The following is a 25,367-nucleotide window of genomic DNA, read 5'->3' as shown; positions in this document are numbered from 1 at the left end:
ATTCATTTTTTATTCATCTTGTCCCATTGCCCCCAAAATTTTCTAGTTGTTTTCGTATACTTGTATTGAATGGTCTTTCTAGAATGTAAAACAGTACTTGTATGGAGTGGTCACTGAATCCCTTATGTTATAATGTCTTGAGAAATGAGGGGTGAGACCAATGCTAGGTTTACTGTTTAAAGGCAAAAGACGGGAAAAGTCATTAGAAGAGAAAGTTGAATGTATTCAAAAAGGTGATGAAAATCTTCAAAATACACTGATTGAATCATATAAACCATTTATAGCAAAAACAGTATCATCCGTTTGCCGAAGATATATACACGAGTCAGACGATGAATTTAGTATTGGTCTGATTGCATTCAATGAAGCGATCCAAAAGTATAGTAGTGAAAAGGGAACGTCTTTAATTAGTTTCTCTGAAGTGATTATTAAGCGCAGAGTGATTGATTACATTAGACAACAAGCGAAGCACCAAGGAATTAGTCTCGATTATCATGATGACTTCCAAGAAGAACAAGCAAGTGGCTTGATTGATGCTGAACTCTCTATAAAAGAGTATAAGGATCATCAAGACCAGATAATGAGAAGAGAAGAGATACTTCAACTTACAACAACTCTTGGTGAATTTGACTTATCATTCAAGGAATTGATTGAACACTCACCTAAACATACTGACGCTAGAAAAAATGCAATGTTCATTGCAAAAATCATTGCAGAAAATGATCATTTGAAACAATATTTACTAGATACGAGGAGGCTGCCAATCAAGGAGCTTCTTCCGCTTGTTTCGGTGAGCAGAAAGACGATTGAAAGAAATAGAAAATATATTATCGCTATCACGCTTATCATAGCAGGGGACTATGTCTTTTTAAAGGACTATTTAAAAGGGGGGGGAGAAACGTGAAAAAAGGCATTATTGTGGAAATGAACGAACGTTTTTTAACCCTCTTGACAGATGAAGGCGAATTTTTACGAGGACAAAAACAAAATAGTAATTATGAAATTGGCCAGGAAATTGATTACTTTCCCTTCGAAGAGAAGAAGCCGTTTTTCAATTGGTTGACTGTAAAAACAAGGCCTGCAATGGTTTTTACTTTATTAATGATGATGATTATTGCATTTTCTTTTCTTCCTTTCACAAAGAATAATGAGATTTATGCTTATATGTCCATCGATATCAACCCTAGTTTCGAGTTGGGTGTGAACGAACAATATAGGGTGATTGAAGTTGTGCCTTACAATAATGACGGAGTAAAGATCATCGAGGAAATGAGCAATTGGAGAAATAAACATATTGATGCTGTCATTACTGAAATGATTCAAGAGTTAAAAAACCAAGGATATGTAGTAAATAAAAAAGATGTGCTCATTGCAACAGTGCTTGCAAAAGAAGGTAAGGCAAACAGTAATAATCCAGGTCTGAAAAAAGAGATAAATTTCATTAAAAGTGAGATGGAAAAGGAAGAGTTAAATGTAAGTATCATGCATGGGACGAATGAAGAAAGGCAGAAAGCTAAGGAAATTGGTGTTACGGTAGGGCAGTTTAAAGAAAAGCAAAATAAACAGAAGCATGACAATCAACAGTGGAAAGAGGACATTCAATCCAAAAAAGTACGAGAAACTAGAACGCCTGATGCTGAAAGTGAAATAAAAGAGAGAAACAGGAAGCAAGAACAAATAACAACTCAATCTGCTAATCAAGTCGATGAGAGCTACGAGCAAAAAACAAAAAAAGCCGAGTATCATCAACAAGGACGTCAAAATTATGGAGAAGGGAGACAGGAGAGAAAAGAAGAACAGAGTTCGGAGAAAATAGATAGAAATAAAACCAAGGACCAGCATGATGATAATCACAAAAGCAAATCGAATCATCAAGATGGAAAAAAAGAAAAAAAACAGTATGACAGTGGCAATAGTAAAACAAAACATGAAGAAGTCAAAAGAGAGAAAAATAAGTATGAAAGGAACGATCATCAAAAGAACAGTCATCAAAAGAACGATCATCAAAAGAACAGGGATGCAGGCTATAAAAAGGAAACGCAATCACACGATGAAAGAAAAAATAGGTAAAATGAAAAGTCCGGATTTCTCCGGACTTTTTTCCATAGGATATTAATTATTGGTTTTGCTTACCTGACAATTGTGATTGAGCTTGTTGTACAAGTCTTTTAGTAATTTCCCCACCAACAGAGCCGTTTGAGCGTGCGACTGTGTCAGATCCAAGATTTACACCAAACTCTTGAGCTATTTCATATTTAACCTGGTCTAAGTATTGTTCAACTCCAGGCACTAATAATTTATTTCTGCTTGCCATATTAATCACTCCTTAAAGTTTTTGATTCAGAGTAAATGTTTTTATCTCTGTATTTGTAGTATGAAATGGAATGGTCTTTTTCATTAGTGGAAATTATTATAGGAAACATCCATTTACATCTAAATGGGGACACTAAAAATAATAGTAAAAAAAGCTTTATAATTTTTAGTGAATTCTATAAGATAGAGCTTAAGCAAATTTTTAGTGTGAAGGTGAATAGTCAAATGCAAAAGGATTGGAAAGAATGGCTTCATAAACGATCGCCTGCTCAAGTGATTACAGCGTATTATCTAATCTCTATTACATTTTCCGTTTTACTATTAAGTCTCCCTGGCGTTCATTTACCGAATGTGGAGGTTCCATTTGTTGATACAGTCTTTACGGCTGTCAGCGCAGTTAGTGTGACAGGTTTGTCTGTCGTCGATATTTCACAGACATATAGTGTCTTTGGATACTTTGTAATTATGTTGATTTTACAATTTGGTGGAATTGGCATCATGGCGTTAGGTACCTTCTTCTGGATGCTATTAGGGAAGAAAATTGGATTAAGAAGTCGCCGTTTAATTATGGCCGACCACAATCAATATGCTTTATCAGGTCTAGTTCAATTAGTAAAAGAAATAATCAAGATGATCGTATTTATAGAGATCATTGGAATGTTAATCTTCGGCTTCCACTTTTTAAAGTATTATTCTTCATGGGAAGAGGCGTTCTTGCATGCTCTGTTTGCCTCTGTTAGTGCGACAACAAATGGCGGTATGGATATTACCGGAGCTTCACTAGTTCCATTTGCGGATGACTATTTTGTCCAGCTCATCACCATCATTCTTATCACGCTTGGTGCGATTGGATTTCCAGTGTTGATTGAGGTAAAAGAATATCTGTTCGGAAGAAAGTGGGAAGGTGCATACCCATATCGGTTCACCTTATTTACGAAGATAACAACGATTACGTATGCTGGCCTTCTTATTTTTGGCACACTTATTATTATTTTGTTTGAATTTCAGCATTTTTTCCAAGGGAAATCATGGCATGAAAGCTTCTTCTACGCTTTCTTTCAATCGGCAACAACGAGAAGTGGCGGGCTTGCAACGATGGATGTAAGTGAATTTACAATGCCTACTCTGTTAGTCATGAGTGTTTTAATGTTTATTGGCGCTTCCCCAAGCTCCGTCGGAGGAGGAATTCGAACAACCACATTTGCTTTAAATATTTTATTTATTTGGCATTTTGCTCGTGGTACTCGAGATATTAAAATCTTTCGCAGGGAGCTGCATCATGAAGATATATTAAAATCACTTGTTATTACTATTCTTGCAACGATTATGTGTTTTAGTGCAGTCATGATAATGAGTATTACAGATAAACAATTTCAACTGATTGAGATTATTTTTGAGGTATGTTCTGCTTTTGGAACAACAGGTTTGTCAATGGGAATCACCCCAGACCTAAGCACCGGAGGCAAAATCATCATCATGATCTTAATGTTCATTGGCCGGATAGGACTCACATCCTTCCTATTCATCATCGGCGGCAAAGAACAAAAAACCAACTACCACTACCCAAAAGAAAAAATCATCATCGGCTAAACTTTTGTCGAAAGATGTCGGTGCCTGTCACCGACATCTTTCGACATTTTAGTCCGTCCCTTTGCTGACGTCTTTATTAGGGTGGGAGAAGGGGTACTCAGGTGTTTTTTGGCTTTCGATTAGTTCTTTGTTTTCGGTGGTATTCCAGCCAATATCGTTGGTGGGGTGAACCCATTCGTCACCAGACATGATGGAGGGGTCTGTGTTTTCATTCCATGTCTCTAGAGGAGAGTTATCAGAGCTATAGTGGCTATCTCCAATGGTAACACCATATGAATTCACGAAAGGCGGTTGCAGTTCTATCCCAGTCCCTTTAAAACTGGGAGCTTCTATTTGATGCGGTAGGGTTTCCTCAATGCCAAAGGAATCCTTAGTAACATTCCTTTTCTTATTATTATCCATCTTTCATCACTCCTTTTAGTTCTTATTTTTTGCCGGGCAGTATTTTTTATGTTGATTGAACTTCAGTAAAATTAGGAATGAATAATAAATATCTTAATGCAAAATATAAAAATGATTTTAATAATAGGAGGAATGATGGTGGCTAAAAGAAAAGCTCAAAATGACGCAGTAGAGAAGTACAGTAAAACCCCACGTGCCAATCGTCAAGATACCGAGTTCACTGCGGAGTTCTCAAATGGTGAGAACCCAATGAAAGGTGCCAATCGCAACTCAAAGCAAGGAAGAAAAGGAAGATCATAATGAAAAAAAAGATGAATGAAAACAAAGTGGAACCAAATGTAAATGTAGAATTTGGCATGGAATTCGGAGATATGAATGCTTCAAAAATATATGAAATAACGAATATGAATAACGAAAAAACATCAAATAAAAAGAAAAACCCATAATTGGATTTTTCTTCAACTTTTTGTCGAAAGATGTAGGTGCCTGTCACCGACATCTTTCGACAAAAAAACTATGATGCGAATATGGTTGCTTCTTCTTTTGCAAAGTAAATTAGGAGGATATTTTCTTCTTTAATGATTGATCCGTCTGCTAGGTATTGCTGCAAATTAAAGGGAAGTTTTTCTAATATCGTATGCTTGTAAATGTCTTTTTCGTTTAATTTCAGTTTAGAAAATTCTTCATTTAGGGCAGCTGGGTCTTTCAAATAATGTTGATAAAGCATTGATCTTTCTGATTTCTCCAGGCTGGATTCCCACCAAGGCTTTCTTGGTTTATATTTTAGCTTGGATAGATAATCGTACTTCATCAAACCTTCAATAATCTCAATATCAGAGATGTCTTGGGACTGAAGAAACTCAATTAACCTTCTATACAAATCCTCTAGTTGATGTCCAATTCTAGACCATCCTTTTGCTTCCCAATAGCTTCCGAATGCTTGGAAGAAATCAAATGGCGTCTGAAATACATTTGTAACCAGATACTCGACAGTCGTATCCATTCGATGGTCATTCCAGTACTTCTCTAGCACATCCTCGACTTGTTTAATTTTGATAATATCTTCAAAGGACAATACATTATTACCAAGAATTTCGTAAGGCGAGTGATCCATATAAACATATTTGTGCTGATTAGCACGGATTCTCAAACCAGTCCCTCTTAGCATCTTCAAAAAGCCAAGCTGCAATTCTTCTGGTCTCATCGCAAAAACATCATTGAAAGTCTTTTTAAACGTTTCATAATCCTCTTCTGGCAAGCCGGCGATTAAGTCTAGATGCTGGTCAATTTTCCCACCTTCCTTCACCATCGTTACAGTCCGAGTAAGCTTTTTGAAGTTTTGTTTTCTCATGACCAGCTCATTCGTTTCATCATTGGTTGACTGAACGCCAATTTCAAAACGGAATAAGCCTGGAGGAGCTGTTTCATTTAAAAACTCAATGACTTCTGGACGCATAATATCTGCTGTGATTTCAAATTGAAATACAGTGCCAGGTAAATGCTCGTCAATTAAAAACTGAAACATTTCCATCGCATAGCTGCGGCTGATATTAAATGTGCGGTCAACAAATTTAATTGTTTTAGCACCGTTTGCCATTAAGTATCGGATATCTTCCTTTACTTTCTCACGATCGAAATAGCGCACACCGACTTCAATGGAAGAAAGACAAAATTGACAGCTAAACGGACAGCCACGACTTGTCTCAATATAGGTTACACGCTTAGACAATTGTGAAACATCTTCTTCTAAGCGATAGGGAGAGGGGAGGTCACGGAGGCTAAGTTTATTCCTCTGTGGATTGATTTTTACATTTCCATCTGTCCTAAATGCGATTCCATGAACGTTTTCCATTTGTTTTTCACCATGCAGCTCAGTAAGCAGCTGTTTGAAGGTTTCCTCTCCTTCGCCTATGGAAATAAAGTCAAATTCTGGAACTAAATCCATCCAATCTAATACATCGTAAGTTACTTCAGGTCCACCAACGATGATTTGGATGTCTGGATTAATTTTTTTAATCATTTTTACGACTTTAATGGTTTCTTCGATATTCCAAATATAACAACTGAACCCTATGATATCAGGCTTTTTCCCAATCAAATCAGTGACGATATTCATGATTGGGTCCTTTATTGTATATTCTGTCAGCTCTATATCAAATTCTGGTGCGGCATAAGTTTTTAAATAACGAATGGCTAAATTCGTGTGGATATACTTTGCATTTAATGTTGAAACGATTACATTCATTGAATAATAACTCCTTTTATAGCAGTACATTTCATTTTATCATATTTTTACTGAAAGGGAAGAAAGCTATAAGAGGAAAAGAGAATCTTAGTACAAGAAATAAGCATTGGATCGTTTCAACACAGCAATCTGGATAAAAATTTACATTTGTTCACAAAGGATTTATATGGACTTAACATATTTCTGTTATCTTTATAGCATCAAGGAGATAAGGGGTGAAGAAGATGATCATACAATTAAAGATTGGATGGCACCGTTTTTGGTTTCTTAATTACAATTATCTCTTGGATACTGTAGTACCCTCAAGTTTGTTTTTAACTTTTTATAAAAAAGCAAAGTATCATCAAGTTATACTTTTAAAACTGCTGTCGCCAAAAAAACATTATTCTAAGAGGTGAATTCAATATGTTTACGTTTATCCTGAATTTATTTACTAAAACAGAGAATGAGGAACAAGCAATTTTTTTTGATGAGAGTATTGATTACGATGTGGATGAAGAATTGTACGAACCTGAGGATAGGCATTATTTTTATTAAACAGCTTTTTTTGAAAGCCCACAACATTAAGTGGCTAGTGACAGGAAGGAAAGCTGTGAATATCTTGAATCATATATAAATCATATTGCTTTAATGAGAATTGTGCTTGATATAAATACTCGATTAATAGTAATTTTCCGCCATTAACCCCGCATAATACACCCGATGCACCTTGGCCATTTGTAAAAGAAAGTCCGATTGGTTTGCCGATCAAACCTGTTAATTTATGATGCCATTGCATAGAATCACTCCTTATAAGCAGGATATGATTCTTTGATAGGAGAAGAACCTTGTCTAATCTATCTTTTTCATAAAAAAAGCACTTTAATCTGATGATTATAAAGTGCTTAAAGTGACTATATAGATTTATTCTTCATCATCTTCAATCTTTCCATCATTTCCTCGGTCAATACCAGTCGCATTGTTGATTACTTGTGAAAATAAGTTAAGTCCTTGATCCATCGCATTCATTTCATCTGATTTTTGACCAATTTCCCGAGATTTCTCATGTTTCTCCATTACGATTTCACCTCCTAGACCTAGGATGTGTATTAAAAAATGATTTATTCCATTCAAACCTATTCGAGTATTCTTCGTTGCAGATATATTCTTGAAAGCCGTAGTTTATAAAAGAAAAAGAATAAAAAATAATGATAAAGGATTGAATTTTTTAACCTGGAAGTCCCTATTTTGTAACAGTTTAGGTGACCTTATCAGCAACAGAGAACTGTGAGGAAAGAGCTTCCGGACATATAATAAAATGTCCGATTAAAATAACCCATCATATTAGAGAAGGGTTATTTCTAAATTATCATCATGCATAAGGGTAATATAGCTTTATTTGGGATGTTCATCTAACAGTCTCATATATGATTGATAGCCTACAATGGCAGCAACTAATGAGCCAATAAAAAACAATACTGAACCACCTAAAGTAAACAGTCTACCAATGAACGTATTGTGTGCCTCTTCAATTAATGCGACATCGTTACTGTTCATTCACTTTTTCCTCCTTGAACAAAGGTACCTATATAGGTAAATACCTATTATTTAGAATAATTTATTCAGCTCCCTATATAATGTGCTTGGTTTTAATGAAAGAAAAAGAATAGAAATAAAAAAAGAACAACCCATTATTTTTAAATGTGGTTGCTTATATTTGCATTTAGAGGATGGCTTATTGCCAGAGGCTAGACATCTCTAAAAAGAGCTCCTTACGACATGAATAGCCACTGATTCATCTGTTTTACTAGTTAGCTTTTATTACCTAGCCTGTTTTAAGCAGTTGTCCGCATTTTTTACCAAAAGTTATTTTCAAAAACTTTATTATTAAATGTTCTCTAAATCTGGATTCCAAACAACTTCCCATAAATGACCATCAGGATCTTGGAAGTGACCAGAGTATCCACCCCAGAACGTGTCATAAGCCGTATCGGTAATAGTTGCTCCGGCCTGTTTTGCCTCTTCCATCACTTCATCTACCTGCGCTTTGCTATCGACATTGTGCCCTAATGTAAATTCAGTAGGGCTTGATGCAGATAAAGTAACTTTTGTTTCATGGGCCATATCTTTGCGATTCCAAATGGCAAGCTTTAAACTATTTTGCAGGTCAAAAAAAGCAACTGCGCCATGCTCAAATTCTTCACCAACTATACCTTTTGTTGCTAGTCCTAGACCATCTCGATAAAACTGTAAGGATTTTTCTAAATTATTCACACCCAAAGTTATGACGGTAATCCGCGGTTTCATATGGACGAACCTCCAAAAGTATATTGATATTTATTATAACAACAAGAAAGTGTGTTAGAAAGAGGTCACTATTTTCCACACGTTGCCAACTTAAAATGAACTAAAAAAGTACTTGGCGCAGGCGGAGCCAAATACGTTGATAGCCACACATGCCATCCCCACTAAATATAATTAACATTTATGTATTAATTAAGATGAAGATGATTGTAAATGATATTTAAACAACCTTTAAAAGTGTAAAAAATGAATTGTTAAGTAAAGAGGGGATTTTTATATTTTTAAAAGTGCCTACATTGATTTATTGAGGAAAAAATCGGATTCAATGAGCTCTTAACTTGAATAATTCTTATTTTCTAATACAATGATTTTCTCCTCTGTAGAAGTGTCGGCAATTTTCTTTGTGTTTTCTACTAATTCATTAATTGTAAAAATACATTGTTGTGCTCCCTTTATTAAAAAAGGAACACCAATGCTGTCTATTTTCAACCCCCTTGAAAAAAAACCTCCTATAGATAAAAATAAAGGAACAGTGGGGGAGGTATTTGAGAATATAATGCGCTCATCTATATTGAAATGATCAAATAGGAGTGTACCAAATTCTTTAAGTGATGGAATAACAAGCTTCTGCGATTTTCTTCCTATGGTGTAAACAGAGTGACCTTCGCTATCTTTTCCATGAAAAATAAGCTTTCCGAAATCCTGTTTTGTAAGCTTATTAAAAAAAGGAACGCCTAATATCTCTTCTTTTGTCAGTGGAGTAGAAGAGGGGTTTAATATTTGTAAGTGAATCGCTGCAGCTAAAGCTGTTGTATGAGTGCCACCGTAATCATTATAAATAAATATCATTTGTTCTCACCTCTAGGACTGATTTATTATTTTCTCTTAGTTTTAATGAAAATCATCATTTTTATTCGTAAGTTGCTTTGAACCTACATCATTTGCTCCATTCAAACCAATGAATCCATTCCCAGCAAACCATCATCCGTTAAAATCGTCTTAGTTGGAATTTATTAAAAAAGGAGGGTAGTAAGGTTTTGAATAGTATTGGCAGTGATTTTGGTTTTCCAGGAAACATAAAATAAGTTCAATATCGTCATCATTTTTTTTATTAAGGAGATTGCTTAAGTTCATTCTCAATTAATAATAGAACCCTATTAATGGCGTTCAGAGGAATCTCTTTGTTTAAAATAACTTTTGAAACCCATAGTTTAAAAAAGAGGAGTAAATAAGAAAAAGTGAAGTTGAGTTAAGCTTCTTTAATTAATAAATACCTATTTTTTGGAAGAGGGAATTTAGTGGAGCCAATGCATCAAATACTAAATATTTAATACGACCATTTTCCACCATTTAAAAACAATAAATAATAAGGTTTCTATTAGAAGGATACAAGATGTAAATAATGTCACTGGCAAGAATCTATTAAAAGATTGTTTTGGTGATAAAACATCATACAATTCCCCACAAAAAGAGTACGTTTTCGATTCTGAATATATTGGCAATCAAGATTTCACTCCATCTTTTAATATTAGGATGTGTGGATTGTAAAATTTCAACACAAGATGGTGAGTTCTAAAAATAAGAAAAGAGCCTTTTTAGACTCTTCAGAGTGTCGATAAAAGGCAAACTTCAGTTGATCTGGAGAAGTGTCCATTCGGCTCCTGCGGGAGAAGCGAGAAAGCCCGTGACCCTGCAGGCGTGTATCAACGAAGCGGCTTAACGCTCGCCCCGCTGAAAGCGAACGGTATAATTAATCTGAAAATATAACCCATTTTCCATTTCTGAGTTTTCATTATCAAAAATGGGTGGTTTTTTCTACTTCAAAGAAACGTCTTAAAATAGCCTGCCACTTTAATACTCTTAAATTCGAGCCCCACAAAATTAGGGGATGGCTGCAATGACATCGTTTTAGAAGCTATTTTACCAGCATAGCGGATTTTTGGTAATCGGCTTCAGCCTCTTTTTTCACTTTTTCACAAAATTTTATGACGACTTTATCACCTGCTAAAAATAAAAATAGTTTGAGGAACGCTCTTAATGGCCGATTTGTGCAAGTGTATGTAAACCGAGTTTTCTGATCGTTGATTTTACTTAATTCATACTTTGCGGTAATTTCGAACATCTTAGCTAAGGTGAAACCAACTTTAAGGTTCTTTTGGTCAGGAGTATTGAGGTATTCTAGCGTTTCGACATCGTATTCTTCAATTCTTTTACCTTCTTTATATTTTTGACTGTATATACTTCCAACCACTTCTTCGGTCACTTTGACTGGTTTGTTCTCCAGAACCTCCGGCATAATCCTTTGCATATTCTCCAATGGTCCTTCTAAAAAGTTCCATACGTAATCAATCGGAGCATCAATTTCAATTTCCTTTATCCATTGTTTCAACTTAAATCACCTCGAAATTTTTTGAATGTATTCATATTATCTCAATTTTAATCAGAGAAAATACTTTTAGCTAGGAAAGAGAAAACATCGGCATATGAAAGAACCGATGCTTAATGTTTTGTTTTTTTAAAATTCCATAAAATGTCCACCCCATTTTAATGTTAGTAATACCAATTAGACAAAATACATAAAAAACCCTTGTTTCTTGTTCAACTAAACCGCCCCGTTTGTTGAATAATAAGGAAATAATTATTAATGTACTTAAACAGGTGGGGAATGCAATTTAAGCATGAAAAAAGTAGAAAAATCTCATTCCGACCCCAAACCGACCCCAAACTCCAAAAATGAGTGTACCATTTATCAATTATATATAATAAAAAACCACCGACAAATCCTTATAAATCAAGGTTTGTCGGTGGTTTACATTAAGCGTCCCAGATAGGAATCGAACCTACGACCTACAGCTTAGGAGGCTCAACGGAAGGCTATTCGTTATGTCAACGTAATGTCAATCGGTGATTAGCCGTTGTATGTGTCCGTAAGTGTCAACGAGTGTCTTACGGTGCTAATTTTAGTGTCTTACATTAACTATTTTCGCCAACTTTAATAGAAATGTCAATATCAATCGACAGTCCTTCGGGATTGGCGATTTTTTTGTCCACTTTACGAAAGCTGTCCGTTATTTTCGGTAATGGTGCGCGAATTGGCAAGCGGATGCGTCTTACTAAATAGGGACGGAAAATTGTCCGAAAGTTAAAGCGCGTGCGTCATTTGATATGAGGGCGAAATTGTCCGAAAGTAAAATGTTCGCGGGTATAGTCAATTGAGAGTGAAAAAGTTTTCGATAATCATGTGCGAAATTGACCTTGCGATTGTATCTACTATTGAAGGCGAAAAAGTTTTCGGATTTTATGTTCGATATTCCAAAGCGAACGTATCTCCTATTGAAAGCGTAAGAATATCGAAAATGGTTGCGCCGATTGAAAACCTCGCGCCTATTATTACATGAAGAGATAAACCTTCAACGTATATTCACCGTGTAAAGAACGAAAGGAGGTCGGTAAATTGACCGAAAGTAAACTCTTATCAGTAGAAACGCGATTCGAATACGACATGACGTCCGGTAAAGAGGAAAAGGAAATATTCCTTAAGATGTACGTAGCGGCAGTAAGGTCGGGGCTAATCGCGAAATTAGGTCCGAAGAATTGGACGACACTCTGCGTTATAGCATCGCATATGAACGAAAAGCGCCAGTGCTACCCTACGCAGTCACAAATCGCAAAGGGTCTCGGAGTAAGTAGGCAGACGGCAAATAAGTATGTGAACGACCTGCTAGCGTTTAGGTGGGAAGGGAAGCCGGTTATTAGGTCGATAAAGGACCGAGACGAACACGGCAGATGGGACAATACGCGATATACGATTATGTCCGTTAGCTGCCTGGCGATATTTAAAAGCGACCAAGTCAACGGAGACTGACACCGTAACCGCCGATATGGCTATCTTTGACACTAAGAAGAACCATGTTTTTAACAAGAACTATCTTTAAGAAGATTAAACATTGCGCCAATAGAAAATCACTATTGTCGCCACGACGAAATTATCTCAAGTAACTTTTCGCAAAAATGAACTATGCAATAAATAATAAGGAGGAATACGCAAATGAACGAAGCTAAAAAGGTAACCTTGCCGCGCGACGTGGCGGAAGCAATCGAAGAATCTCGCGAATCATTTACGGGCGGTGAAATAGTTAGCGCAGCAGTTGGGTGGAATGACTACGATGAGCGATCACTTAAGCTTATTCGCAAGTGGGTACAAGAAGACCCGTACGACGCCCGTCAGGAGTTAATAATGTCCGCACTAGTCAACGGTTTCACTATCGAACAATCTCCGGAAGAAAAGTTGCGCGAGTATTACGAAAAAATAAATCGGACTAAGTACGGAACTTACGGAACGGCACGAGCCGAGTGTGTTATAGAAGGAATCGAAAAAACGCTATCAATCCTCGGCATCCAAATCGAAGGCATTAACACGAAGTAATACGAATACATTCGGCGCCATTCACCGGCGTTAGAATATAGGAAATGAGGCGGTAACATGATCGAAGTAAGTATGGTAAACGGGTGTAGGCGACTAATCCGCGTTGAAAGTATAGTTCAAATAGCGGAATTGCCTCATGGGAAAAACTCTAATATTGTAATCTCTCTTACGACGGGCGAGGTAATTTTCGCAGCAGACGATTATGATGCAGTTAAAAACGGCATAAACGTAGGAGGCGGTTCATAATGGCGTATAGTCGCGAAGAACAAGAAACTACGCTAGTTTTCGAAGCTTCAACGAACGAGTGGAAGGTTTACTCTACCGTCCCGAAACACATGCGGAAACTCGCTAACTTAACGGCTTTAAACGTCTTAGAAACGGAGGCAGACGGAATCACACCGAAAGCAGTCAGCGGCATCCTGTCCGAAAAGCAGGTGTCGACGAAGAAGGCGCGAGTCATGACGGAAGAGCAACGGCAAGCAGCGGGCGATAGACTCCGAAAACTCCGTGAAGAATCAGCGAAATAGAGGCGCAAATGGTCGCCGAATACAAATACAAGGAGGACGGTAACATGGTCGGAAAATATCGAATCGGAAGCGTAGCTTACGAGGTAAAACACGTTCCTCAATTAGCGGAGCAACACGATTTAATCGGGCAGATTGTATATAAGGACGCGGTAATTAAGTTAGAGGAAACGTTGGAAGGTACGAGACTTAAGGAGGTATTTATACACGAAATAATGCACGGTATATTTTACGAGGCGGGCTATGCGGAACAAGACGAGGATTTAATCAATCGAACTGCGAAGGTGCTTTACGGAATGTTGCGCGATAATGACTTCGGATTTATGCTAAATGGGAAAGAAGACGAGGAGGTTTAATATAGATGCGGAAATTAACCAACGAACAATTGGCGGAAATCAGGCAACGCTTTATTTATGCGCAGGAACAAGATTGGCCTGGCTCACCTATATCGGATTCACTCGATGACATCCCAGCCTTGCTTGACGCGATTGCGGAGTTGCAGGCGGAAAATAAAATACTCGAAACATCATTCGAAGAGTGTGAACGAAATAAGAATCGGTATGCAGACGAAATCGAACGCAAAGAAAACGAAGATTTAATCAACGCGTTAGAAGATGCTTTCGGAACGCTTACTGATGAAGAAGTCGAGGGTTACGTCAAGACTATTCGGCAAATGGGGGCGATTTCGAATGATCGAAATTAAACACGACGAAATCAAGCGAAAATGGAACAGGATTGACGAGTCAGTCCGACGCTTTAATAAAACTGGCGAAGAGTTTTACAGCTATACAGTTACGCCGGATATGACGCGGGATGTTTTCGAGTTGATTGCGGAAGTTGAGCGCCTACAAATAATGCATTCTAAACTAATCGAAGAATTAAAGAAAGCGGACGTATATTCGGAAAAACTTGAGCGCGAATATTTATCGGCAACACTTACCGAGGTCATGGGTGAGTTATCCAAGAAGTTAAGGAGGCGCTAGTAAATGGCAGCACCGAAGCCTAAACCGAAGGACTGGCGCAATCGCCCGATTGACGACTGGCTGGTCGCTACATTTCAGCAGTATTTGAAGGATGCGCATGTCGAACGTTATGGCATCGATTATGTCGCTCGTAATTACGGCATGGAAGGACGCAACATGAAGCAGATGCTTGCGGAACACGGTCCGGCAGTCCTGCGGCAATTCATCGACGCATGCTTTGCGGAATACAAGCCCACGCGCGAATATCCCGGCTTAAACTTTGCGTTTATGTTTACGTGGCAGAAGGCGCGAGTATTGCCGAGAGTGCTGGCGGAAGGTAAACGAGAAAAGGCGCAAGAGGCACGAAGGAAAGGGCAGCAGGCGGACGTCAGCGAGGAAGATTTGACGGATTGGCTTTAATAAAACGGAGGAGGAATCGGAATGAGCAAAGTGAAATCATTAAAAGAAATCGTTGAGAAATTACGTAGTTGCGGATTTGAGTGCGAGGCAGGACCGTTAGAGAATAACGTTGATTTTCAGTTGCTTGAGTGTATAGCGGGAGTAGGCACGAAATCTAGTCTAGAAATAGTCGCAAGAATGAGAGGGAATGTCGCGAAAGCAAGAGCCAAACTCACGCCAATCACTCCGCAAGAGTATCGCGACGCAATCGTTGAGCAGGCGAAGAAGGATGTGGCGGAGTTAAACGGCGGTAAATATGCGTATAGAGTATGCCGCGAAGAGTTTGTTGTCAATAAAGAAAAACGTACAGTTGTCGCTTTATTACGAGGGGCATTTACCGAAAAAGTACAGCATCGCGGTATCGCCAAATGCGCGCCGTCCGACTGCTTCAACGCTCATATCGGCAAGGCAATCGCACTGCGACGAGCGCTAGGACTCGAAGTGCCTGCGGAATACTTGAACGCGCCACACCCGACTGAGGTTCGCGTTGGTGATGTTGTACAGTGGAAGGGCCAGGGAGAATATCGCTATGTAATTAACGAAAAACAACAGAATAATCTATACGGATTTTTAGACGTAGGTACCGGTAGGGATTACGGAATTATAAGATACGATAATCTTACCGATATAACTACGGTCATCGACGACACCCGCGAAGGAGTTGACGGAGAATGAGCTTTAAGTACCTCGAAAAGTATCCGGTTGTTTCCGTAGAAGGTAACGAGTATTTGGTGTCGATACGGCCTAGTATGGCTTACGGAAAGGTAGAAGTCAGATTATACACGAAAGCTAAAGGGTGGTTTGGGCGCGAAAGGTTTAACCAAATAGGTACAGGATGTTCGAACTACGGCGAAAAAGAATGGAATTACGACTACATCCGTATGGCGATAAACGAGGTCATCGGATATGAAAACGATAATAAAGGGCGACAGAAACATAGAGCTAGTCAAAAGAAAGCTGCGGAAGCATTCGAGAAGTGGGACGGAATAGAGGTGGCGGAATGATTAGCGTAAAAGGATTAACGACATGCACGCCGGAATTTCATCGGATAGCAAAAGCGGCGGAGTTAGAGGCGGAGGCTAACTACGTACTAAAACAAGCGGTTGAAACAATCAAAGATCGTGATTATGACGCTAATGCATCCGCAAATGTTTTCGTAGAATGTCGTCGTCACGCGAAGTATATTTTCGAACTGTATGACGAAAACGATACCATATGGGAGGAATAACGGATGGAACAAAGGGTATTAGACGCATGTTGCGGTAGCCGAATGTTTTGGTTTGATAAGCAAAATGATGATGCGGTCTTTATGGATATTCGTGAAGTTGATGATACGTTGAGTGATGGACGTAAATTGATTGTTGCACCAGATGTGATTGCTGATTTCCGTAATATGCCTTTTGATGACGAAATTTTTTATCTCGTTGTTTTTGATCCGCCTCATCTAATCAATGCCGGAGATCAATCATGGCTTGCGAAGAAGTACGGAAAGTTGAATATAGAAACATGGCCAAACGATATTAAGCAAGGATTTGACGAATGCATGCGCGTTTTGAAGCCGAATGGAACGTTGATATTTAAATGGAACGAAGATCAAGTAAAATTAGTCGACGTTTTAAAGGCAATTGGAAAGCAACCGTTATTCGGTAATCGCAGAAGTAAAACGCATTGGCTAGTTTTTATGAAGGGGGATAGCGAATGAATCTACCGCAAGCAATGAACGCAATAGCAAACGGAGCGCCAGCGGTCGTAAGCGTAATAGGCAGACGCTATACGGCGGATGAATTGCAGCCGAAGATGATTGGCGGGCATGCGGCGGTATTTAAGAACGTTGGCATGACTAAAGTGGAACGCGAAGGAGAGTGGCGGGTTGAATAAGGTAAGAACTTTTTTTATAGCGTGGGCATTTTTTAACGGAATCGTTTGCGCGCTAGTGATGGCGTTTGCTGCATTTTATTGGCTAGGCCGACTGGCTATTATGATACATCCAACGTATGGCCCGACAGTTTTTATCGTTATTATGGTGACTGGAAGCATTGCTGCACTCGTCGCCTGCACGTCAGATGAAAAAGTGGGAGGTGCGCCATATTGACTAATAATTCGCACGCCAGTCGCTGCCTATTATCATCCGAATGCAAGCTCGCTAACTCAGCCGAATGTAAATCGACATGCCCGCATTTTATTGCTATCCACGGCAAATCGGGCGCAGGCGGTCGAGCAGCAGCGGCAGGCGTGCCGGCAGATTATCGCCTGGTTACGGTTGCTAATTCGCCAGCGCGCGAGTCACAGACGAATGTATACAAAAATGTATACGCATATATTGCGACATTTGAGCGTCAATTTAACGAAGGTGAGCGCGTCAAGTCGCTGTATTTAAAAAGCGAAAGCCCAGGCACGGGCAAGACGACGACGGCGGCTGCGATACTCAACGAATGGCTGACCGTCCATTATCTCGGATCAATTCAGCGAGGACTGCAACCGGCACAGCGTCCGGCATATTTCCTCGACGTCAACGAATGGCAGACGGACTACAACCAATTCAATCGTGCGCGCGTACCTGACGTCATTGCAGAGGCGGCATCTAAGCGGTATTACCTCGCTATGGAACGAGCCAAGCATGCGCCATTTGCGGTACTGGACGATTTAGGCGTACGAGGGAGCACGGATGGATTTCGCTCGGACCTTCATGCGGTCGTCAATCATCGCGTGACGAATCAGATGCCGACAGTCTATACGTCGAATTTGCCGATATTTTATACGGGAAAACGGGTCGAAGGAGATACGGAGCCGTACGATTTGGTCGACGTGTTTGGCGAAGAGAGGTTGCCGGATAGGATAAACGAACAGTGCGGAGTGCAGACGTTTGTGGGAGAGTCGAAAAGGGGGTTGCGAAGATGAAACGAAAATACTTTTACACATTCAAGGCAAAGGACGTTCATTATTGGGAATACTGCCCTAGGTGCGGAAGCGAAACTTACTATATATATGACGGAGACTATTCAGGTTTATTGCAATGCTTGGATTGTCCGGTAAACGACGATACAACGGAATTTATAATAACGTATAACGACGACAAGGAGCCAGTCAATGAATAAGCCGGACTTCTATTTCGGCGACCTAGTCACAGTTGCGGGCTACGGTCAGCGCATCTTTCAAATCGACGCATATACGGACAGCTACTACTATTCGCCCGAAGTCGAGTTTGCCGATTTGTATTACGAAGTGACTTCCGTCGATAATGGCGAATTCCTTATCGCAGATGAGGTTGATTTGACGCTAGTTGCAGACGCAGGGCAGGCGGACGAATATCTGCGAGCCAATCCGCCACAACTAATTGAAACGGAGGGATTATCGATGTTCTATATGTTTGGAGATTTCGGAAATGGCGGACGCAAGCCGAAAGAGCTACCGAAGCCGACTGCGCGTGAGATTAGCGCAAAGGAAGTGGCTGATCGCAAGAGGAAAGCGAAGGAGCAGGCGGCGCAAATCGATAACTTGCTGGACATGCGCAGATGGTATGCGGCGAGTGATGCGCTGGATGCTGGCGAGAGGATAGCGGAGATTGACGCGGAGTTGCGGAAGGTTAGCGAAACACAAGAGTAATAACGATTACTAGGGAGGATCTAACATGGAAAAGTTCATTGTTTTAAATGTTTCTGGTCTTACACCTTCTGAATTAGCTGATCGAATGAACGAGCTTGATAAACAAGGATATAAACGAGCATTTCAAAGCAGTTTTGAATGGTATCAGGATGCCGGACTTTGGGGAATCATTACATTTGAATTAAACGAGGGCTGATAAACACGAAAAGCAAAATGTTTCCTAGCAAAGAGGTGAATAAGTCGGTGAGCAAAAAAGTGAGCAAACTGCACGATAGGGCTGGTCTTTGGGAGTCTCGATCAAAGCAAGCTGCTTTGAAGGGTGAGTATGATAGGGTAGGAAGACTCCGAACAAAAGCAATGCAATTACGAGCTGAAGCACGCAGGATTGAAGAAAAGACCAAAGCAAATAAGTGAACTTAATGATAGAACATTTTCCTTGAAGGAAACTCATTGTGTAAATTTTGTAGCGAAAAAAAGAGCCATAGAGGCTCAAAAGCAAACTGGTTAGGCAAAGGATATTCAGGTCGATTATTTATTCTCATAATGGGCAGCTTTTATTACTTCAACTTTTTTATCAGCATGTGCAAGTGAGGACATACCTAAAATAAGTGCAGAAGTTAAAAATGCTGTAGCAATCCATTTTTTCATTTTTTCACCCCCATTTGTATGTATTTGTTAGGATATTAACACAATGAATATAGAAAAAATGTCGAAATATGAAAAGTCAGACAATTATATTTATTAATAAATACAAGGTAGGAGGAGTTAATTTGGAGGAGAGAATTAAAGATTTAGATGAATGGAAAGATGACTTAGCTGAGTGTAAAGAGGAGTGGAACTCTGGCAGCACAAAATTTGTTCCATATTTAATCGATTTAGCTGAAAAAGAGCAAAAAGAAATTGAACGGTTAAAAAAGTACGAAATATCCCATGCTGAATTGCAACTGTTTGCAGGTTATTGCTTAAATGATTTATTTGAAAACGGTGGATCTATGTGTGAAGAATGGAAGACATTTATAAAACAGACAAGGGACAGGATGCTTGAACTACAGGATATTTGAGAAACAAAAGATAGAAATTGTTAATTAAGGGAGGCGAACGCTTTTGCAATACGGAACATTTTTATTATCGAAAGTCATCGACGGCAACGATCCGGCAGCACTCACTCGCTACGGCATCACTGAACGCGACTTTCCGTCTGACGGCGAGCGAGAAGTCTTCCGATTTGTCCGTGACTATGCCGAGCAGAATCGCGGTCAATCGCCTGGCTCGGAAGTTGTTGCGGCAAAGATACCGGACTTTGCAAGATGGTATGCGCCACAAATCGGAGACAGTTACGAATTTTTAGTACGGGAAATAAAAGGTCACACTGCTTTAACGTGGCTGACCGATCTAATTAACGGAACACGCGAAGAAAGCGAGAAGAATAAACCCGGCTGGTTAGAACGGACTATAAAAGAAAATTCCGACGGTGCCGAAGTCTTAAAACTATTGCGTGAAAAAACAGAACAGGCTATAATAGGAACAAATGTTCTATCTAAGGTGGGAACGGACGTCAAATCTGACGGTAGTTCCTTCCTCGATGAATATCGGAAACGCAAGGCTGGCGAGTCATTTAAGATATGGCGTTCGAAGTTTCCGAGCATTAACGAACAGATTGGCGGCTATTTAAGCGGAAACATGTTCACGTGGTACGGGCGGTCAGGTCGCGGTAAATCCATTTTTACGATGGAAGAGATAGTAGAAGCTGCTGCGCAAGGTGCGAACGTGCTTGTATGGGCGATGGAAATGTCGCGATTCGAATGGATGGCACGCGCATACTCGTCGATTAGTGCTCGCGCTGGCATTGCGGTTGATATGATTGACGGGACTGATTACGAAGTCGGCTTCGAGAATAAGCAACTGATAACCGGAAAGTTATCGGATGAGTTCGAAGCAGGACTCGAAGTATTTCTGATGCAAATGGCGGAAGGGGAACACCTGGCGGGCAACATTACCCTTCGTGCAGCAGATGACGTCGACTTTTATAAACGAGGTATCAGCCAGCTTGAAGCGGATATACATGCGACAAAGGCTGACGTTGTGCTCGTCGATCCAATTTATTTGATGGACTATGAAGCAAATACGAGCAAGACTGCCGGCGGCGACGTCGCTAATACTTCGAAAAAGCTGCGTAGACTTGCGGGTCAAACTGGCGTGACCATGCATATTATTACGCAGGCGGAAGAGGTTCGCGATGAGACAGACGAGGACGGAAATCGTGAGTTGCGTGCGCCCAAACGGTCAGAAATAAAGAAAACGAAAGCAGTCCTTGAGGACGCGACAAACACTTTCGGCATTGATTCGCTGGACGGTGAAGGTATTATCGAAATCGGCAAAGGACGTAACGGTGGCGAAGGAACTAAAGTGAGCGTGCTTTATTTGCCTAACTACGGAATTGTTCGCGAAATGGACAGCGGAGAGGCGGCCGCAAAGCATTTCGATTTCTAGCGCGCATTTGTTAAATTTTGGACTATTACGAAAATTACTACGATATTGTATAATTTTAGGTAAAACGAAGGAGGACGAACGGCATGACTTTCATTATTCGCGGACAATCGTTACACATCGATATTCGCGGCGAGCTTGAGAAGTTCGACTGGACGCGACCGACCTGGTCCAACGACAAGCTAATCGCAGCAAGCCCGTTTCGCTATGATAAATCGCCGAGCTTCTTCGTGCGACTCGAGGACTATGGCGACTATCCAGCGGGCACATGGTCGGACAGCGGCTCGTACGACGACGAATGGTCCAGCGGTAACATCGTCAAGCTACTCGCATTCTTGCGTCACGAAACGTATGAGGAAGTCGAAGAATATTTGCTTGCGTCGTATGGATTTACGACCGATTCGACCGATATAAAACTCAAGCCGATACGACTAAAGGTTCAGTGGGTTAGGCAGCCGTTGAAAGACGGCTTGTTGGCAGATTATCGGCAGGATTATTCGTATCTCGAATCGCGGGGCATTAGCGCAGAAATACAGCGGCAGGCAGGCGTGCTATATGATGCGAAGAGTCAGGCAGTCGTAATACCCTGGCGTCTGCCAAACGGCGAGCTGGCGAATGTTAAGTATCGGAAAACACGCGGTAAAGTGTTTTGGTACGAACGGGGCGCGGTTCCTATTCGCGAACTAGTTTACGGGCTGGAATTGGCGACAGCTCAAACGGTAATATGTGAAGCAGAAATTGACGCGATGAGCTGGCGACAGGCAGGCTACTCAGCGATTGCAACTGGCGGTGCAAGTTTTAACGAGTGGAAGGCGGACGAAATCAAACGGTCGGCTGTCGAAGAATTAATTATCGCTACTGATAACGACAAGGCTGGCGAAAAGTTGCGGGCTGAGATCGAGAAGTCAATGCGCGGGCGTGTACGGCTGAGAAATGCGTATATCGATGCGAGAGAAAGTAACGGCGGAAGCCTTAAGGATGCGAATGAGGCGTTGGTGAAATACGGAGAGGAATCGTTGCGTGAAAGCGTTCGATTGTCGGAAAGTGTACGGGAGTTGTACGTGAAACTACGGAGTTCTTCGCTGGGTAAGTAACGCGCTTACCCGTTGCGTGACGACTTATCTTCGGGCAACCATTCGTATAGGTCCTCGATACGGCAACCGAGAGAATCGGCGAGGGCCTTTGCGGTTGGTACTTTTAAAATGAAGCGACCGTTTTCATAGTCACTAATCGTTTTTACATAGACTCCCGTTCGCTCAGACAGTTGTTGCTGCGTAAGTCCTTGCTCAAGGCGTCGGTCCCGAAGTAAGCACCTTCCGACTTGTTTCGTAGTGGCTCACCTCATTATGTAATTATTTATTATATTTATCGGCACTTTCTAACTTTATTTCAACTACTTTTTCGATTGGAACGTTAAGTATTATGCAAATTTCTTCTATCTTAAGTAATGAAACAGAATCATTTTTGTTAATCTTCGCAATTGTTGTTGGGTGAATACCTCTAGAACGCAAACTACTTATGACGATTTCTTTTTCCTCTAAGGTCTTAAACAAGGGAGCGTAACTAATCACTTTTTTCACCTCTTTTTTCCTATTTTTAAAATAAATGTTCACATATATGAACATTATATGTATAATCATATTAAATATTACATTCTTTGTCAGCCATAATCAATTAAAATATAATTAAGGAGTAGATATAACATGTTACGTAAGTTATTCCGAACATTGATGGAGAGACCGGACAAGGATGTTACTAATATAGAATTAGCAGGTGCGATAAATTATGATGACTCATCAATATCTAAATGGTTTAATTATGATACTTCTGATTTGTCTTTTAGATTTTATTTATCTGCAATAAGGTTCTTAGCCCCCGAAAGGGAAGATGAATTAATTGAAATTGTAGCAATGGAAATGGTAAGGACAGAGAATAGACAAAATTGTAGACACCTCATGGAATACGCCTCAACAACAAGAAACTTCCAACTGCTTCAAAATATGATTGACTTACAAAAAAACGTTTCAAGAGAGAACAAAGATTGGGCGGAGATTTATGGTATTGCATTAAGTTTCCAAAAAAAATCTAAACCTTTAGAATCCATCCTTCAAACGGTAGAAAGGTATAAGCCAAAAAACCACACTACAAGAGTTTTTTCGTTACTTCTTAAGTCAAATATCCTGTACAGGATGGGCGAGTACTCTTTTATGTTTAAAATTGCAAAGGAAGTAGAAAAAGAAATAGATAAAATAAAAAACGTCTACATTAAGGAATGTTACAGCGCCAGACTATCGGAGATTTTCGCAAGAGGATATCTGTATCAAAGAGGGGATGTAAAAAAAGCTCGTTTTTACGCAAATAATGTAATTAATTCAAAATTTTTATGCTCAAAATTCACCGCACACACGTATCACTTATTAGGAACATCGTACGTTTTCGAAAACCGAGAATTAAGTCTTAGGTACTTCGAGACATATAAAAAGCTACTTGAGCAACAAGAGAGGAATGACTTAATTAATGAGGTTACGGTATTGGATATCTTTTTCGTCAATACTTTGTGGGGTCAAGCCTCTTCGGAAAACGAAACGTGCGATAACCTAGAAAAAATGCATTATTACGCGAGAATCGGGGAGTATGAGAAAGTTAATGAGATTTTTTACGATCGTGAAGAACACAGCACAAATCCATTTGCATTATGTTACCTTGGAATAGCCAAAGAAGATCCACATTTATTACTTCAATCATTAGCAAGTTTTATAGAAAAAGGAGATAGATTTTTCGCTGAACTACCGAGAAGAGAGATAGAAAAATTCCCTGGATATATATTCTCTGCGACTGTAATGTGCAATATAAATATCGCATAAGGAGATGGAAAATTGAAAAAAATCGTACTAGCCTTTTTAATTGTAACTTCATTAACATTTGGATTTCTAGCCGGACAAGCTACCGCAGCAGTAACCGAGGGAAGTGATTCAATAAATGTTGCTTCACCAGGAGGCGGTGGAATCGGGGGTGACTAAATACTAATTGTAAGAAAGAACACTAATGATCCCAGTGTTCTTTTTTTTCGCTTCATGTTCAGATGATTGAACATTTTTTCATTTGTAAGAATAGTAAATAATACATAAAAAATTACTATTATTGGTTATTATTAGTATATCGAAAAGCAAAATATATATATATATATATTTATTTTATTTTTATGTTCGATATTAAAAGTTGAACGTATCACCTATTGTAAACAATGAAAGGGGAAAATTACACGTGAAAAGTATAAAAAACTTAATAATGGAATATCGTGAAGAACGAACTGACTCATCATTTGAAGAGATTTATAGAGTCATTTATTCAACAGTGGCTGGTAGTAAGGACGGCAAACCTTACTTTCAATACCACGCTGATCAATTAAAGACAGATGTTAATGATGTTATATCGGAGTTTAATTTTACTATACTAAATGCAGTTAATAATTATGATGGCTCGATTGATTTTGTAAATCGACCAGGAAAGCCTTGTTATTTCAAGTTACTCTGGAAGCGTCGGCGTACTGACATTTATAGGAAATCAAAGCGGAAGCGTAAGCTTGAAACGTACAACCCGAATTACCTTGATGGTGAATTGGATGATGAAATATCTTTAATTCCCAGCGAATTAAATTTAGAGGATGAAATATTTTCAAAGAAAAAAGCCGACCAGTTAGAGCTGATCGACTCTTTCTTATCCGATAGCTGCGACGAGACTACGGCATTAGTCAGCATCGCACTTACCTACGAGTCAAACAAATCGGCTGGCAGGCCGATATCACTACAAAAATTTGTAGCAGAAAGACTCGGTATAGATAAACGGACAGTTTCGCACAAGTTCGAACGCCTGGCGGGCAAATTCGATTCAAAGAAATACGGAGATTACTCCGATTACCTTGTTGCGCTTTAAAATTAGCGGAGTGAGGCGAATAGGCATTACGTCTCATTCCGTTATTTACATTATAAGGCATTATACGCTTTTACGTATAGTGTCTTTACACAAAAGTAATTCTACACCAGTTCGACAAATTTCGCAAGTGGAGGTCGGTC

41 protein-coding genes and 1 pseudogene are annotated in these 25,367 nt (G+C 39.6%); 31 read left to right on the top strand and 11 right to left on the bottom strand.

Features of this window, described 5'->3' with window-relative positions:
* The first annotated feature begins 151 nt into the window (after nt 1-151).
* Both sigI and J2S17_RS13165 read left to right on the top strand, forming a co-directional pair.
* Complete coding sequence (sigI, locus tag J2S17_RS13170; RefSeq protein ID WP_307475543.1) at nt 152-904, top strand: RNA polymerase sigma factor SigI; 753 nt, start codon at nt 152-154, stop codon at nt 902-904.
* Complete coding sequence (locus J2S17_RS13165; RefSeq protein WP_307475541.1) at nt 901-2,070, top strand: anti-sigma factor domain-containing protein; 1,170 nt, start codon at nt 901-903, stop codon at nt 2,068-2,070. Before sigI ends, J2S17_RS13165 begins: the two co-directional genes overlap by 4 nt.
* A gap of 46 nt (nt 2,071-2,116) precedes the next feature.
* Here J2S17_RS13165 and J2S17_RS13160 read toward each other — a convergent pair whose 3' ends face one another.
* Nucleotides 2,117-2,314, bottom strand: coding sequence for an alpha/beta-type small acid-soluble spore protein (locus J2S17_RS13160; RefSeq protein WP_307475539.1), 198 nt, complete (start codon nt 2,312-2,314; stop codon nt 2,117-2,119).
* A gap of 224 nt (nt 2,315-2,538) precedes the next feature.
* Between J2S17_RS13160 and J2S17_RS13155 the strand changes: the two genes are divergently transcribed.
* The gene (locus tag J2S17_RS13155) at nt 2,539-3,903 is read left to right on the top strand and encodes a TrkH family potassium uptake protein (protein WP_307475537.1); all 1,365 of its coding nucleotides are present in this window, start codon (nt 2,539-2,541) and stop codon (nt 3,901-3,903) included.
* Nucleotides 3,904-3,951: 48 nt separating this feature from the next.
* Here the strand turns inward: J2S17_RS13155 and J2S17_RS13150 are convergent, their stop codons facing one another.
* Nucleotides 3,952-4,305, bottom strand: coding sequence for a DUF3905 domain-containing protein (locus J2S17_RS13150; RefSeq protein WP_307475535.1), 354 nt, complete (start codon nt 4,303-4,305; stop codon nt 3,952-3,954).
* A 138-nt stretch (nt 4,306-4,443) separates the two neighbouring features.
* Here J2S17_RS13150 and ykzP point away from each other — a divergent pair, with 138 nt between their 5' ends.
* Both ykzP and ykzE read left to right on the top strand, forming a co-directional pair.
* Nucleotides 4,444-4,605 (top strand): protein YkzP, encoded by a 162-nt coding sequence (gene ykzP / locus J2S17_RS13145; RefSeq protein WP_307475533.1) that lies wholly within the window; start codon nt 4,444-4,446, stop codon nt 4,603-4,605.
* A complete protein-coding gene (gene ykzE / locus J2S17_RS13140; RefSeq protein ID WP_307475531.1) occupies nt 4,605-4,751 on the top strand; it encodes a protein YkzE in 147 nt (48 codons plus the stop codon). Before ykzP ends, ykzE begins: the two co-directional genes overlap by 1 nt.
* A gap of 68 nt (nt 4,752-4,819) precedes the next feature.
* Here ykzE and J2S17_RS13135 read toward each other — a convergent pair whose 3' ends face one another.
* Nucleotides 4,820-6,550 (bottom strand): B12-binding domain-containing radical SAM protein, encoded by a 1,731-nt coding sequence (locus J2S17_RS13135; protein ID WP_307475529.1) that lies wholly within the window; start codon nt 6,548-6,550, stop codon nt 4,820-4,822.
* Between the two features lie 405 nt (nt 6,551-6,955).
* Between J2S17_RS13135 and J2S17_RS13130 the strand changes: the two genes are divergently transcribed.
* Nucleotides 6,956-7,087: a hypothetical protein gene (locus J2S17_RS13130; protein ID WP_307475528.1), complete on the top strand. Its 132-nt coding sequence runs from the start codon at nt 6,956-6,958 to the stop codon at nt 7,085-7,087.
* 34 nt (nt 7,088-7,121) lie between these two features.
* On the opposite strand, the gene J2S17_RS13125 is transcribed toward J2S17_RS13130, so the two are convergent.
* The 6 genes from J2S17_RS13125 to J2S17_RS13100 form a co-directional block, all read right to left on the bottom strand.
* The gene (locus J2S17_RS13125; RefSeq protein ID WP_307475526.1) at nt 7,122-7,328 is read right to left on the bottom strand and encodes a hypothetical protein; all 207 of its coding nucleotides are present in this window, start codon (nt 7,326-7,328) and stop codon (nt 7,122-7,124) included.
* Between the two features lie 125 nt (nt 7,329-7,453).
* Nucleotides 7,454-7,606 (bottom strand): hypothetical protein, encoded by a 153-nt coding sequence (locus tag J2S17_RS13120; protein WP_307475525.1) that lies wholly within the window; start codon nt 7,604-7,606, stop codon nt 7,454-7,456.
* 318 nt (nt 7,607-7,924) lie between these two features.
* Nucleotides 7,925-8,086, bottom strand: coding sequence for a hypothetical protein (locus tag J2S17_RS13115; protein ID WP_307475523.1), 162 nt, complete (start codon nt 8,084-8,086; stop codon nt 7,925-7,927).
* 330 nt (nt 8,087-8,416) lie between these two features.
* Nucleotides 8,417-8,836, bottom strand: coding sequence for a VOC family protein (locus tag J2S17_RS13110; protein WP_307475521.1), 420 nt, complete (start codon nt 8,834-8,836; stop codon nt 8,417-8,419).
* A gap of 330 nt (nt 8,837-9,166) precedes the next feature.
* Nucleotides 9,167-9,682, bottom strand: a complete 516-nt coding sequence (locus J2S17_RS13105; protein ID WP_307475519.1) for a DUF3189 family protein — start codon at nt 9,680-9,682, stop codon at nt 9,167-9,169.
* 1,066 nt (nt 9,683-10,748) lie between these two features.
* The gene (locus tag J2S17_RS13100) at nt 10,749-11,222 is read right to left on the bottom strand and encodes an SRPBCC family protein (protein ID WP_307475517.1); all 474 of its coding nucleotides are present in this window, start codon (nt 11,220-11,222) and stop codon (nt 10,749-10,751) included.
* Nucleotides 11,223-12,335: 1,113 nt separating this feature from the next.
* Between J2S17_RS13100 and J2S17_RS13095 the strand changes: the two genes are divergently transcribed.
* The 22 genes from J2S17_RS13095 to J2S17_RS12990 all read left to right on the top strand — a co-directional run bounded on the left by J2S17_RS13095 (nt 12,336) and on the right by J2S17_RS12990 (nt 22,388).
* Complete coding sequence (locus tag J2S17_RS13095; RefSeq protein WP_307475597.1) at nt 12,336-12,698, top strand: helix-turn-helix domain-containing protein; 363 nt, start codon at nt 12,336-12,338, stop codon at nt 12,696-12,698.
* Between the two features lie 183 nt (nt 12,699-12,881).
* A complete protein-coding gene (locus tag J2S17_RS13090; RefSeq protein WP_307475515.1) occupies nt 12,882-13,259 on the top strand; it encodes a DUF1642 domain-containing protein in 378 nt (125 codons plus the stop codon).
* A 57-nt stretch (nt 13,260-13,316) separates the two neighbouring features.
* On the top strand, nt 13,317-13,505 hold the full coding sequence (locus J2S17_RS13085; RefSeq protein ID WP_307475513.1) for a hypothetical protein: 189 nt from the start codon (nt 13,317-13,319) through the stop codon (nt 13,503-13,505).
* An 89-nt stretch (nt 13,506-13,594) separates the two neighbouring features.
* Nucleotides 13,595-13,786, top strand: coding sequence for a hypothetical protein (locus J2S17_RS13080; protein WP_307475511.1), 192 nt, complete (start codon nt 13,595-13,597; stop codon nt 13,784-13,786).
* 44 nt (nt 13,787-13,830) lie between these two features.
* Complete coding sequence (locus tag J2S17_RS13075) at nt 13,831-14,139, top strand: ImmA/IrrE family metallo-endopeptidase (RefSeq protein ID WP_307475510.1); 309 nt, start codon at nt 13,831-13,833, stop codon at nt 14,137-14,139.
* Between the two features lie 5 nt (nt 14,140-14,144).
* Complete coding sequence (locus J2S17_RS13070) at nt 14,145-14,486, top strand: hypothetical protein (protein ID WP_307475509.1); 342 nt, start codon at nt 14,145-14,147, stop codon at nt 14,484-14,486.
* Complete coding sequence (locus tag J2S17_RS13065) at nt 14,473-14,766, top strand: hypothetical protein (RefSeq protein WP_307475508.1); 294 nt, start codon at nt 14,473-14,475, stop codon at nt 14,764-14,766. Before J2S17_RS13070 ends, J2S17_RS13065 begins: the two co-directional genes overlap by 14 nt.
* Nucleotides 14,767-14,769: 3 nt before the next feature.
* Nucleotides 14,770-15,165 carry a hypothetical protein gene (locus J2S17_RS13060; protein ID WP_307475507.1) on the top strand — a complete coding sequence of 132 codons (396 nt, stop codon included), beginning with the start codon at nt 14,770-14,772 and terminating at the stop codon, nt 15,163-15,165.
* Between the two features lie 21 nt (nt 15,166-15,186).
* A complete protein-coding gene (locus J2S17_RS13055) occupies nt 15,187-15,879 on the top strand; it encodes a hypothetical protein (protein ID WP_307475506.1) in 693 nt (230 codons plus the stop codon).
* 74 nt (nt 15,880-15,953) lie between these two features.
* On the top strand, nt 15,954-16,208 hold the full coding sequence (locus J2S17_RS13050; RefSeq protein WP_307475504.1) for a hypothetical protein: 255 nt from the start codon (nt 15,954-15,956) through the stop codon (nt 16,206-16,208).
* Nucleotides 16,181-16,432, top strand: a complete 252-nt coding sequence (locus J2S17_RS13045) for a hypothetical protein (protein ID WP_307475502.1) — start codon at nt 16,181-16,183, stop codon at nt 16,430-16,432. Before J2S17_RS13050 ends, J2S17_RS13045 begins: the two co-directional genes overlap by 28 nt.
* Before the next feature lie 3 nt (nt 16,433-16,435).
* On the top strand, nt 16,436-16,906 hold the full coding sequence (locus J2S17_RS13040; RefSeq protein WP_307475500.1) for an SAM-dependent methyltransferase: 471 nt from the start codon (nt 16,436-16,438) through the stop codon (nt 16,904-16,906).
* The gene (locus J2S17_RS13035) at nt 16,903-17,082 is read left to right on the top strand and encodes a hypothetical protein (protein WP_307475498.1); all 180 of its coding nucleotides are present in this window, start codon (nt 16,903-16,905) and stop codon (nt 17,080-17,082) included. Before J2S17_RS13040 ends, J2S17_RS13035 begins: the two co-directional genes overlap by 4 nt.
* Entirely contained in the window at nt 17,075-17,296 is a 222-nt protein-coding gene (locus J2S17_RS13030) for a hypothetical protein (RefSeq protein WP_307475496.1), read from the top strand. Before J2S17_RS13035 ends, J2S17_RS13030 begins: the two co-directional genes overlap by 8 nt.
* Nucleotides 17,293-18,102 (top strand): P-loop NTPase family protein, encoded by an 810-nt coding sequence (locus J2S17_RS13025; RefSeq protein WP_307475495.1) that lies wholly within the window; start codon nt 17,293-17,295, stop codon nt 18,100-18,102. The genes J2S17_RS13030 and J2S17_RS13025 overlap by 4 nt, the downstream gene beginning before the upstream one ends.
* Nucleotides 18,099-18,299 (top strand): hypothetical protein, encoded by a 201-nt coding sequence (locus J2S17_RS13020; protein WP_307475493.1) that lies wholly within the window; start codon nt 18,099-18,101, stop codon nt 18,297-18,299. Before J2S17_RS13025 ends, J2S17_RS13020 begins: the two co-directional genes overlap by 4 nt.
* Nucleotides 18,292-18,807 carry a YodN-related protein gene (locus J2S17_RS13015; RefSeq protein WP_307475491.1) on the top strand — a complete coding sequence of 172 codons (516 nt, stop codon included), beginning with the start codon at nt 18,292-18,294 and terminating at the stop codon, nt 18,805-18,807. Before J2S17_RS13020 ends, J2S17_RS13015 begins: the two co-directional genes overlap by 8 nt.
* Nucleotides 18,808-18,832: 25 nt before the next feature.
* Nucleotides 18,833-19,003: a hypothetical protein gene (locus tag J2S17_RS13010; protein ID WP_307475489.1), complete on the top strand. Its 171-nt coding sequence runs from the start codon at nt 18,833-18,835 to the stop codon at nt 19,001-19,003.
* Between the two features lie 47 nt (nt 19,004-19,050).
* Nucleotides 19,051-19,221, top strand: a complete 171-nt coding sequence (locus tag J2S17_RS13005; protein WP_307475487.1) for a hypothetical protein — start codon at nt 19,051-19,053, stop codon at nt 19,219-19,221.
* 356 nt (nt 19,222-19,577) lie between these two features.
* Nucleotides 19,578-19,868, top strand: coding sequence for a hypothetical protein (locus J2S17_RS13000; RefSeq protein WP_307475485.1), 291 nt, complete (start codon nt 19,578-19,580; stop codon nt 19,866-19,868).
* 43 nt (nt 19,869-19,911) lie between these two features.
* On the top strand, nt 19,912-21,297 hold the full coding sequence (locus J2S17_RS12995) for a DnaB-like helicase C-terminal domain-containing protein (protein ID WP_307475483.1): 1,386 nt from the start codon (nt 19,912-19,914) through the stop codon (nt 21,295-21,297).
* A gap of 83 nt (nt 21,298-21,380) precedes the next feature.
* On the top strand, nt 21,381-22,388 hold the full coding sequence (locus J2S17_RS12990) for a toprim domain-containing protein (protein ID WP_307475481.1): 1,008 nt from the start codon (nt 21,381-21,383) through the stop codon (nt 22,386-22,388).
* 5 nt (nt 22,389-22,393) lie between these two features.
* Here J2S17_RS12990 and J2S17_RS28870 read toward each other — a convergent pair.
* Both J2S17_RS28870 and J2S17_RS12985 read right to left on the bottom strand, forming a co-directional pair.
* A pseudogene (locus tag J2S17_RS28870) lies at nt 22,394-22,591 on the bottom strand (helix-turn-helix transcriptional regulator); the annotation flags it as partial.
* Between the two features lie 55 nt (nt 22,592-22,646).
* The gene (locus J2S17_RS12985; RefSeq protein WP_307475479.1) at nt 22,647-22,874 is read right to left on the bottom strand and encodes a helix-turn-helix domain-containing protein; all 228 of its coding nucleotides are present in this window, start codon (nt 22,872-22,874) and stop codon (nt 22,647-22,649) included.
* Between the two features lie 123 nt (nt 22,875-22,997).
* Between J2S17_RS12985 and J2S17_RS12980 the strand changes: the two genes are divergently transcribed.
* The 3 genes from J2S17_RS12980 (at nt 22,998) to J2S17_RS12970 (ending at nt 25,227) form a co-directional block, all read left to right on the top strand.
* Nucleotides 22,998-24,158 (top strand): AimR family lysis-lysogeny pheromone receptor, encoded by a 1,161-nt coding sequence (locus tag J2S17_RS12980; protein WP_307475477.1) that lies wholly within the window; start codon nt 22,998-23,000, stop codon nt 24,156-24,158.
* A 12-nt stretch (nt 24,159-24,170) separates the two neighbouring features.
* Nucleotides 24,171-24,314 carry a lysogeny pheromone AimP family peptide gene (locus tag J2S17_RS12975; protein WP_307475476.1) on the top strand — a complete coding sequence of 48 codons (144 nt, stop codon included), beginning with the start codon at nt 24,171-24,173 and terminating at the stop codon, nt 24,312-24,314.
* Nucleotides 24,315-24,558: 244 nt separating this feature from the next.
* Entirely contained in the window at nt 24,559-25,227 is a 669-nt protein-coding gene (locus tag J2S17_RS12970) for a hypothetical protein (RefSeq protein ID WP_307475474.1), read from the top strand.
* The last annotated feature ends 140 nt before the right edge of the window (nt 25,228-25,367 follow it).

The sequence above is a fragment of the Cytobacillus purgationiresistens genome (assembly GCF_030813235.1).
Classification (GTDB): Bacteria; Bacillota; Bacilli; order Bacillales; family Cytobacillaceae; genus Cytobacillus; species Cytobacillus purgationiresistens.
Note: the sequence above shows the minus strand (reverse complement) of the source record. Positions and strands in the feature narration are given on the sequence as shown.

Coding starts and splice junctions, on each gene's coding strand:
- J2S17_RS13160 (WP_307475539.1), bottom strand. CDS start 2,314: ATGGCAAGCAGAAATAAATTATTAGTGCCTGGAGTTGAACAATACTTA.
- J2S17_RS13155 (WP_307475537.1), top strand. CDS start 2,539: ATGCAAAAGGATTGGAAAGAATGGCTTCATAAACGATCGCCTGCTCAA.
- J2S17_RS13150 (WP_307475535.1), bottom strand. CDS start 4,305: ATGGATAATAATAAGAAAAGGAATGTTACTAAGGATTCCTTTGGCATT.
- ykzE (WP_307475531.1), top strand. CDS start 4,605: ATGAAAAAAAAGATGAATGAAAACAAAGTGGAACCAAATGTAAATGTA.
- J2S17_RS13135 (WP_307475529.1), bottom strand. CDS start 6,550: ATGAATGTAATCGTTTCAACATTAAATGCAAAGTATATCCACACGAAT.
- J2S17_RS13130 (WP_307475528.1), top strand. CDS start 6,956: ATGTTTACGTTTATCCTGAATTTATTTACTAAAACAGAGAATGAGGAA.
- J2S17_RS13125 (WP_307475526.1), bottom strand. CDS start 7,328: ATGCAATGGCATCATAAATTAACAGGTTTGATCGGCAAACCAATCGGA.
- J2S17_RS13120 (WP_307475525.1), bottom strand. CDS start 7,606: ATGGAGAAACATGAGAAATCTCGGGAAATTGGTCAAAAATCAGATGAA.
- J2S17_RS13115 (WP_307475523.1), bottom strand. CDS start 8,086: ATGAACAGTAACGATGTCGCATTAATTGAAGAGGCACACAATACGTTC.
- J2S17_RS13110 (WP_307475521.1), bottom strand. CDS start 8,836: ATGAAACCGCGGATTACCGTCATAACTTTGGGTGTGAATAATTTAGAA.
- J2S17_RS13105 (WP_307475519.1), bottom strand. CDS start 9,682: ATGATATTTATTTATAATGATTACGGTGGCACTCATACAACAGCTTTA.
- J2S17_RS13095 (WP_307475597.1), top strand. CDS start 12,336: ATGACGTCCGGTAAAGAGGAAAAGGAAATATTCCTTAAGATGTACGTA.
- J2S17_RS13090 (WP_307475515.1), top strand. CDS start 12,882: ATGAACGAAGCTAAAAAGGTAACCTTGCCGCGCGACGTGGCGGAAGCA.
- J2S17_RS13085 (WP_307475513.1), top strand. CDS start 13,317: ATGATCGAAGTAAGTATGGTAAACGGGTGTAGGCGACTAATCCGCGTT.
- J2S17_RS13080 (WP_307475511.1), top strand. CDS start 13,595: ATGCGGAAACTCGCTAACTTAACGGCTTTAAACGTCTTAGAAACGGAG.
- J2S17_RS13075 (WP_307475510.1), top strand. CDS start 13,831: ATGGTCGGAAAATATCGAATCGGAAGCGTAGCTTACGAGGTAAAACAC.
- J2S17_RS13070 (WP_307475509.1), top strand. CDS start 14,145: ATGCGGAAATTAACCAACGAACAATTGGCGGAAATCAGGCAACGCTTT.
- J2S17_RS13065 (WP_307475508.1), top strand. CDS start 14,473: ATGATCGAAATTAAACACGACGAAATCAAGCGAAAATGGAACAGGATT.
- J2S17_RS13060 (WP_307475507.1), top strand. CDS start 14,770: ATGGCAGCACCGAAGCCTAAACCGAAGGACTGGCGCAATCGCCCGATT.
- J2S17_RS13055 (WP_307475506.1), top strand. CDS start 15,187: ATGAGCAAAGTGAAATCATTAAAAGAAATCGTTGAGAAATTACGTAGT.
- J2S17_RS13050 (WP_307475504.1), top strand. CDS start 15,954: ATGGCTTACGGAAAGGTAGAAGTCAGATTATACACGAAAGCTAAAGGG.
- J2S17_RS13040 (WP_307475500.1), top strand. CDS start 16,436: ATGGAACAAAGGGTATTAGACGCATGTTGCGGTAGCCGAATGTTTTGG.
- J2S17_RS13035 (WP_307475498.1), top strand. CDS start 16,903: ATGAATCTACCGCAAGCAATGAACGCAATAGCAAACGGAGCGCCAGCG.
- J2S17_RS13020 (WP_307475493.1), top strand. CDS start 18,099: ATGAAACGAAAATACTTTTACACATTCAAGGCAAAGGACGTTCATTAT.
- J2S17_RS13015 (WP_307475491.1), top strand. CDS start 18,292: ATGAATAAGCCGGACTTCTATTTCGGCGACCTAGTCACAGTTGCGGGC.
- J2S17_RS13010 (WP_307475489.1), top strand. CDS start 18,833: ATGGAAAAGTTCATTGTTTTAAATGTTTCTGGTCTTACACCTTCTGAA.
- J2S17_RS12990 (WP_307475481.1), top strand. CDS start 21,381: ATGACTTTCATTATTCGCGGACAATCGTTACACATCGATATTCGCGGC.
- J2S17_RS12980 (WP_307475477.1), top strand. CDS start 22,998: ATGTTACGTAAGTTATTCCGAACATTGATGGAGAGACCGGACAAGGAT.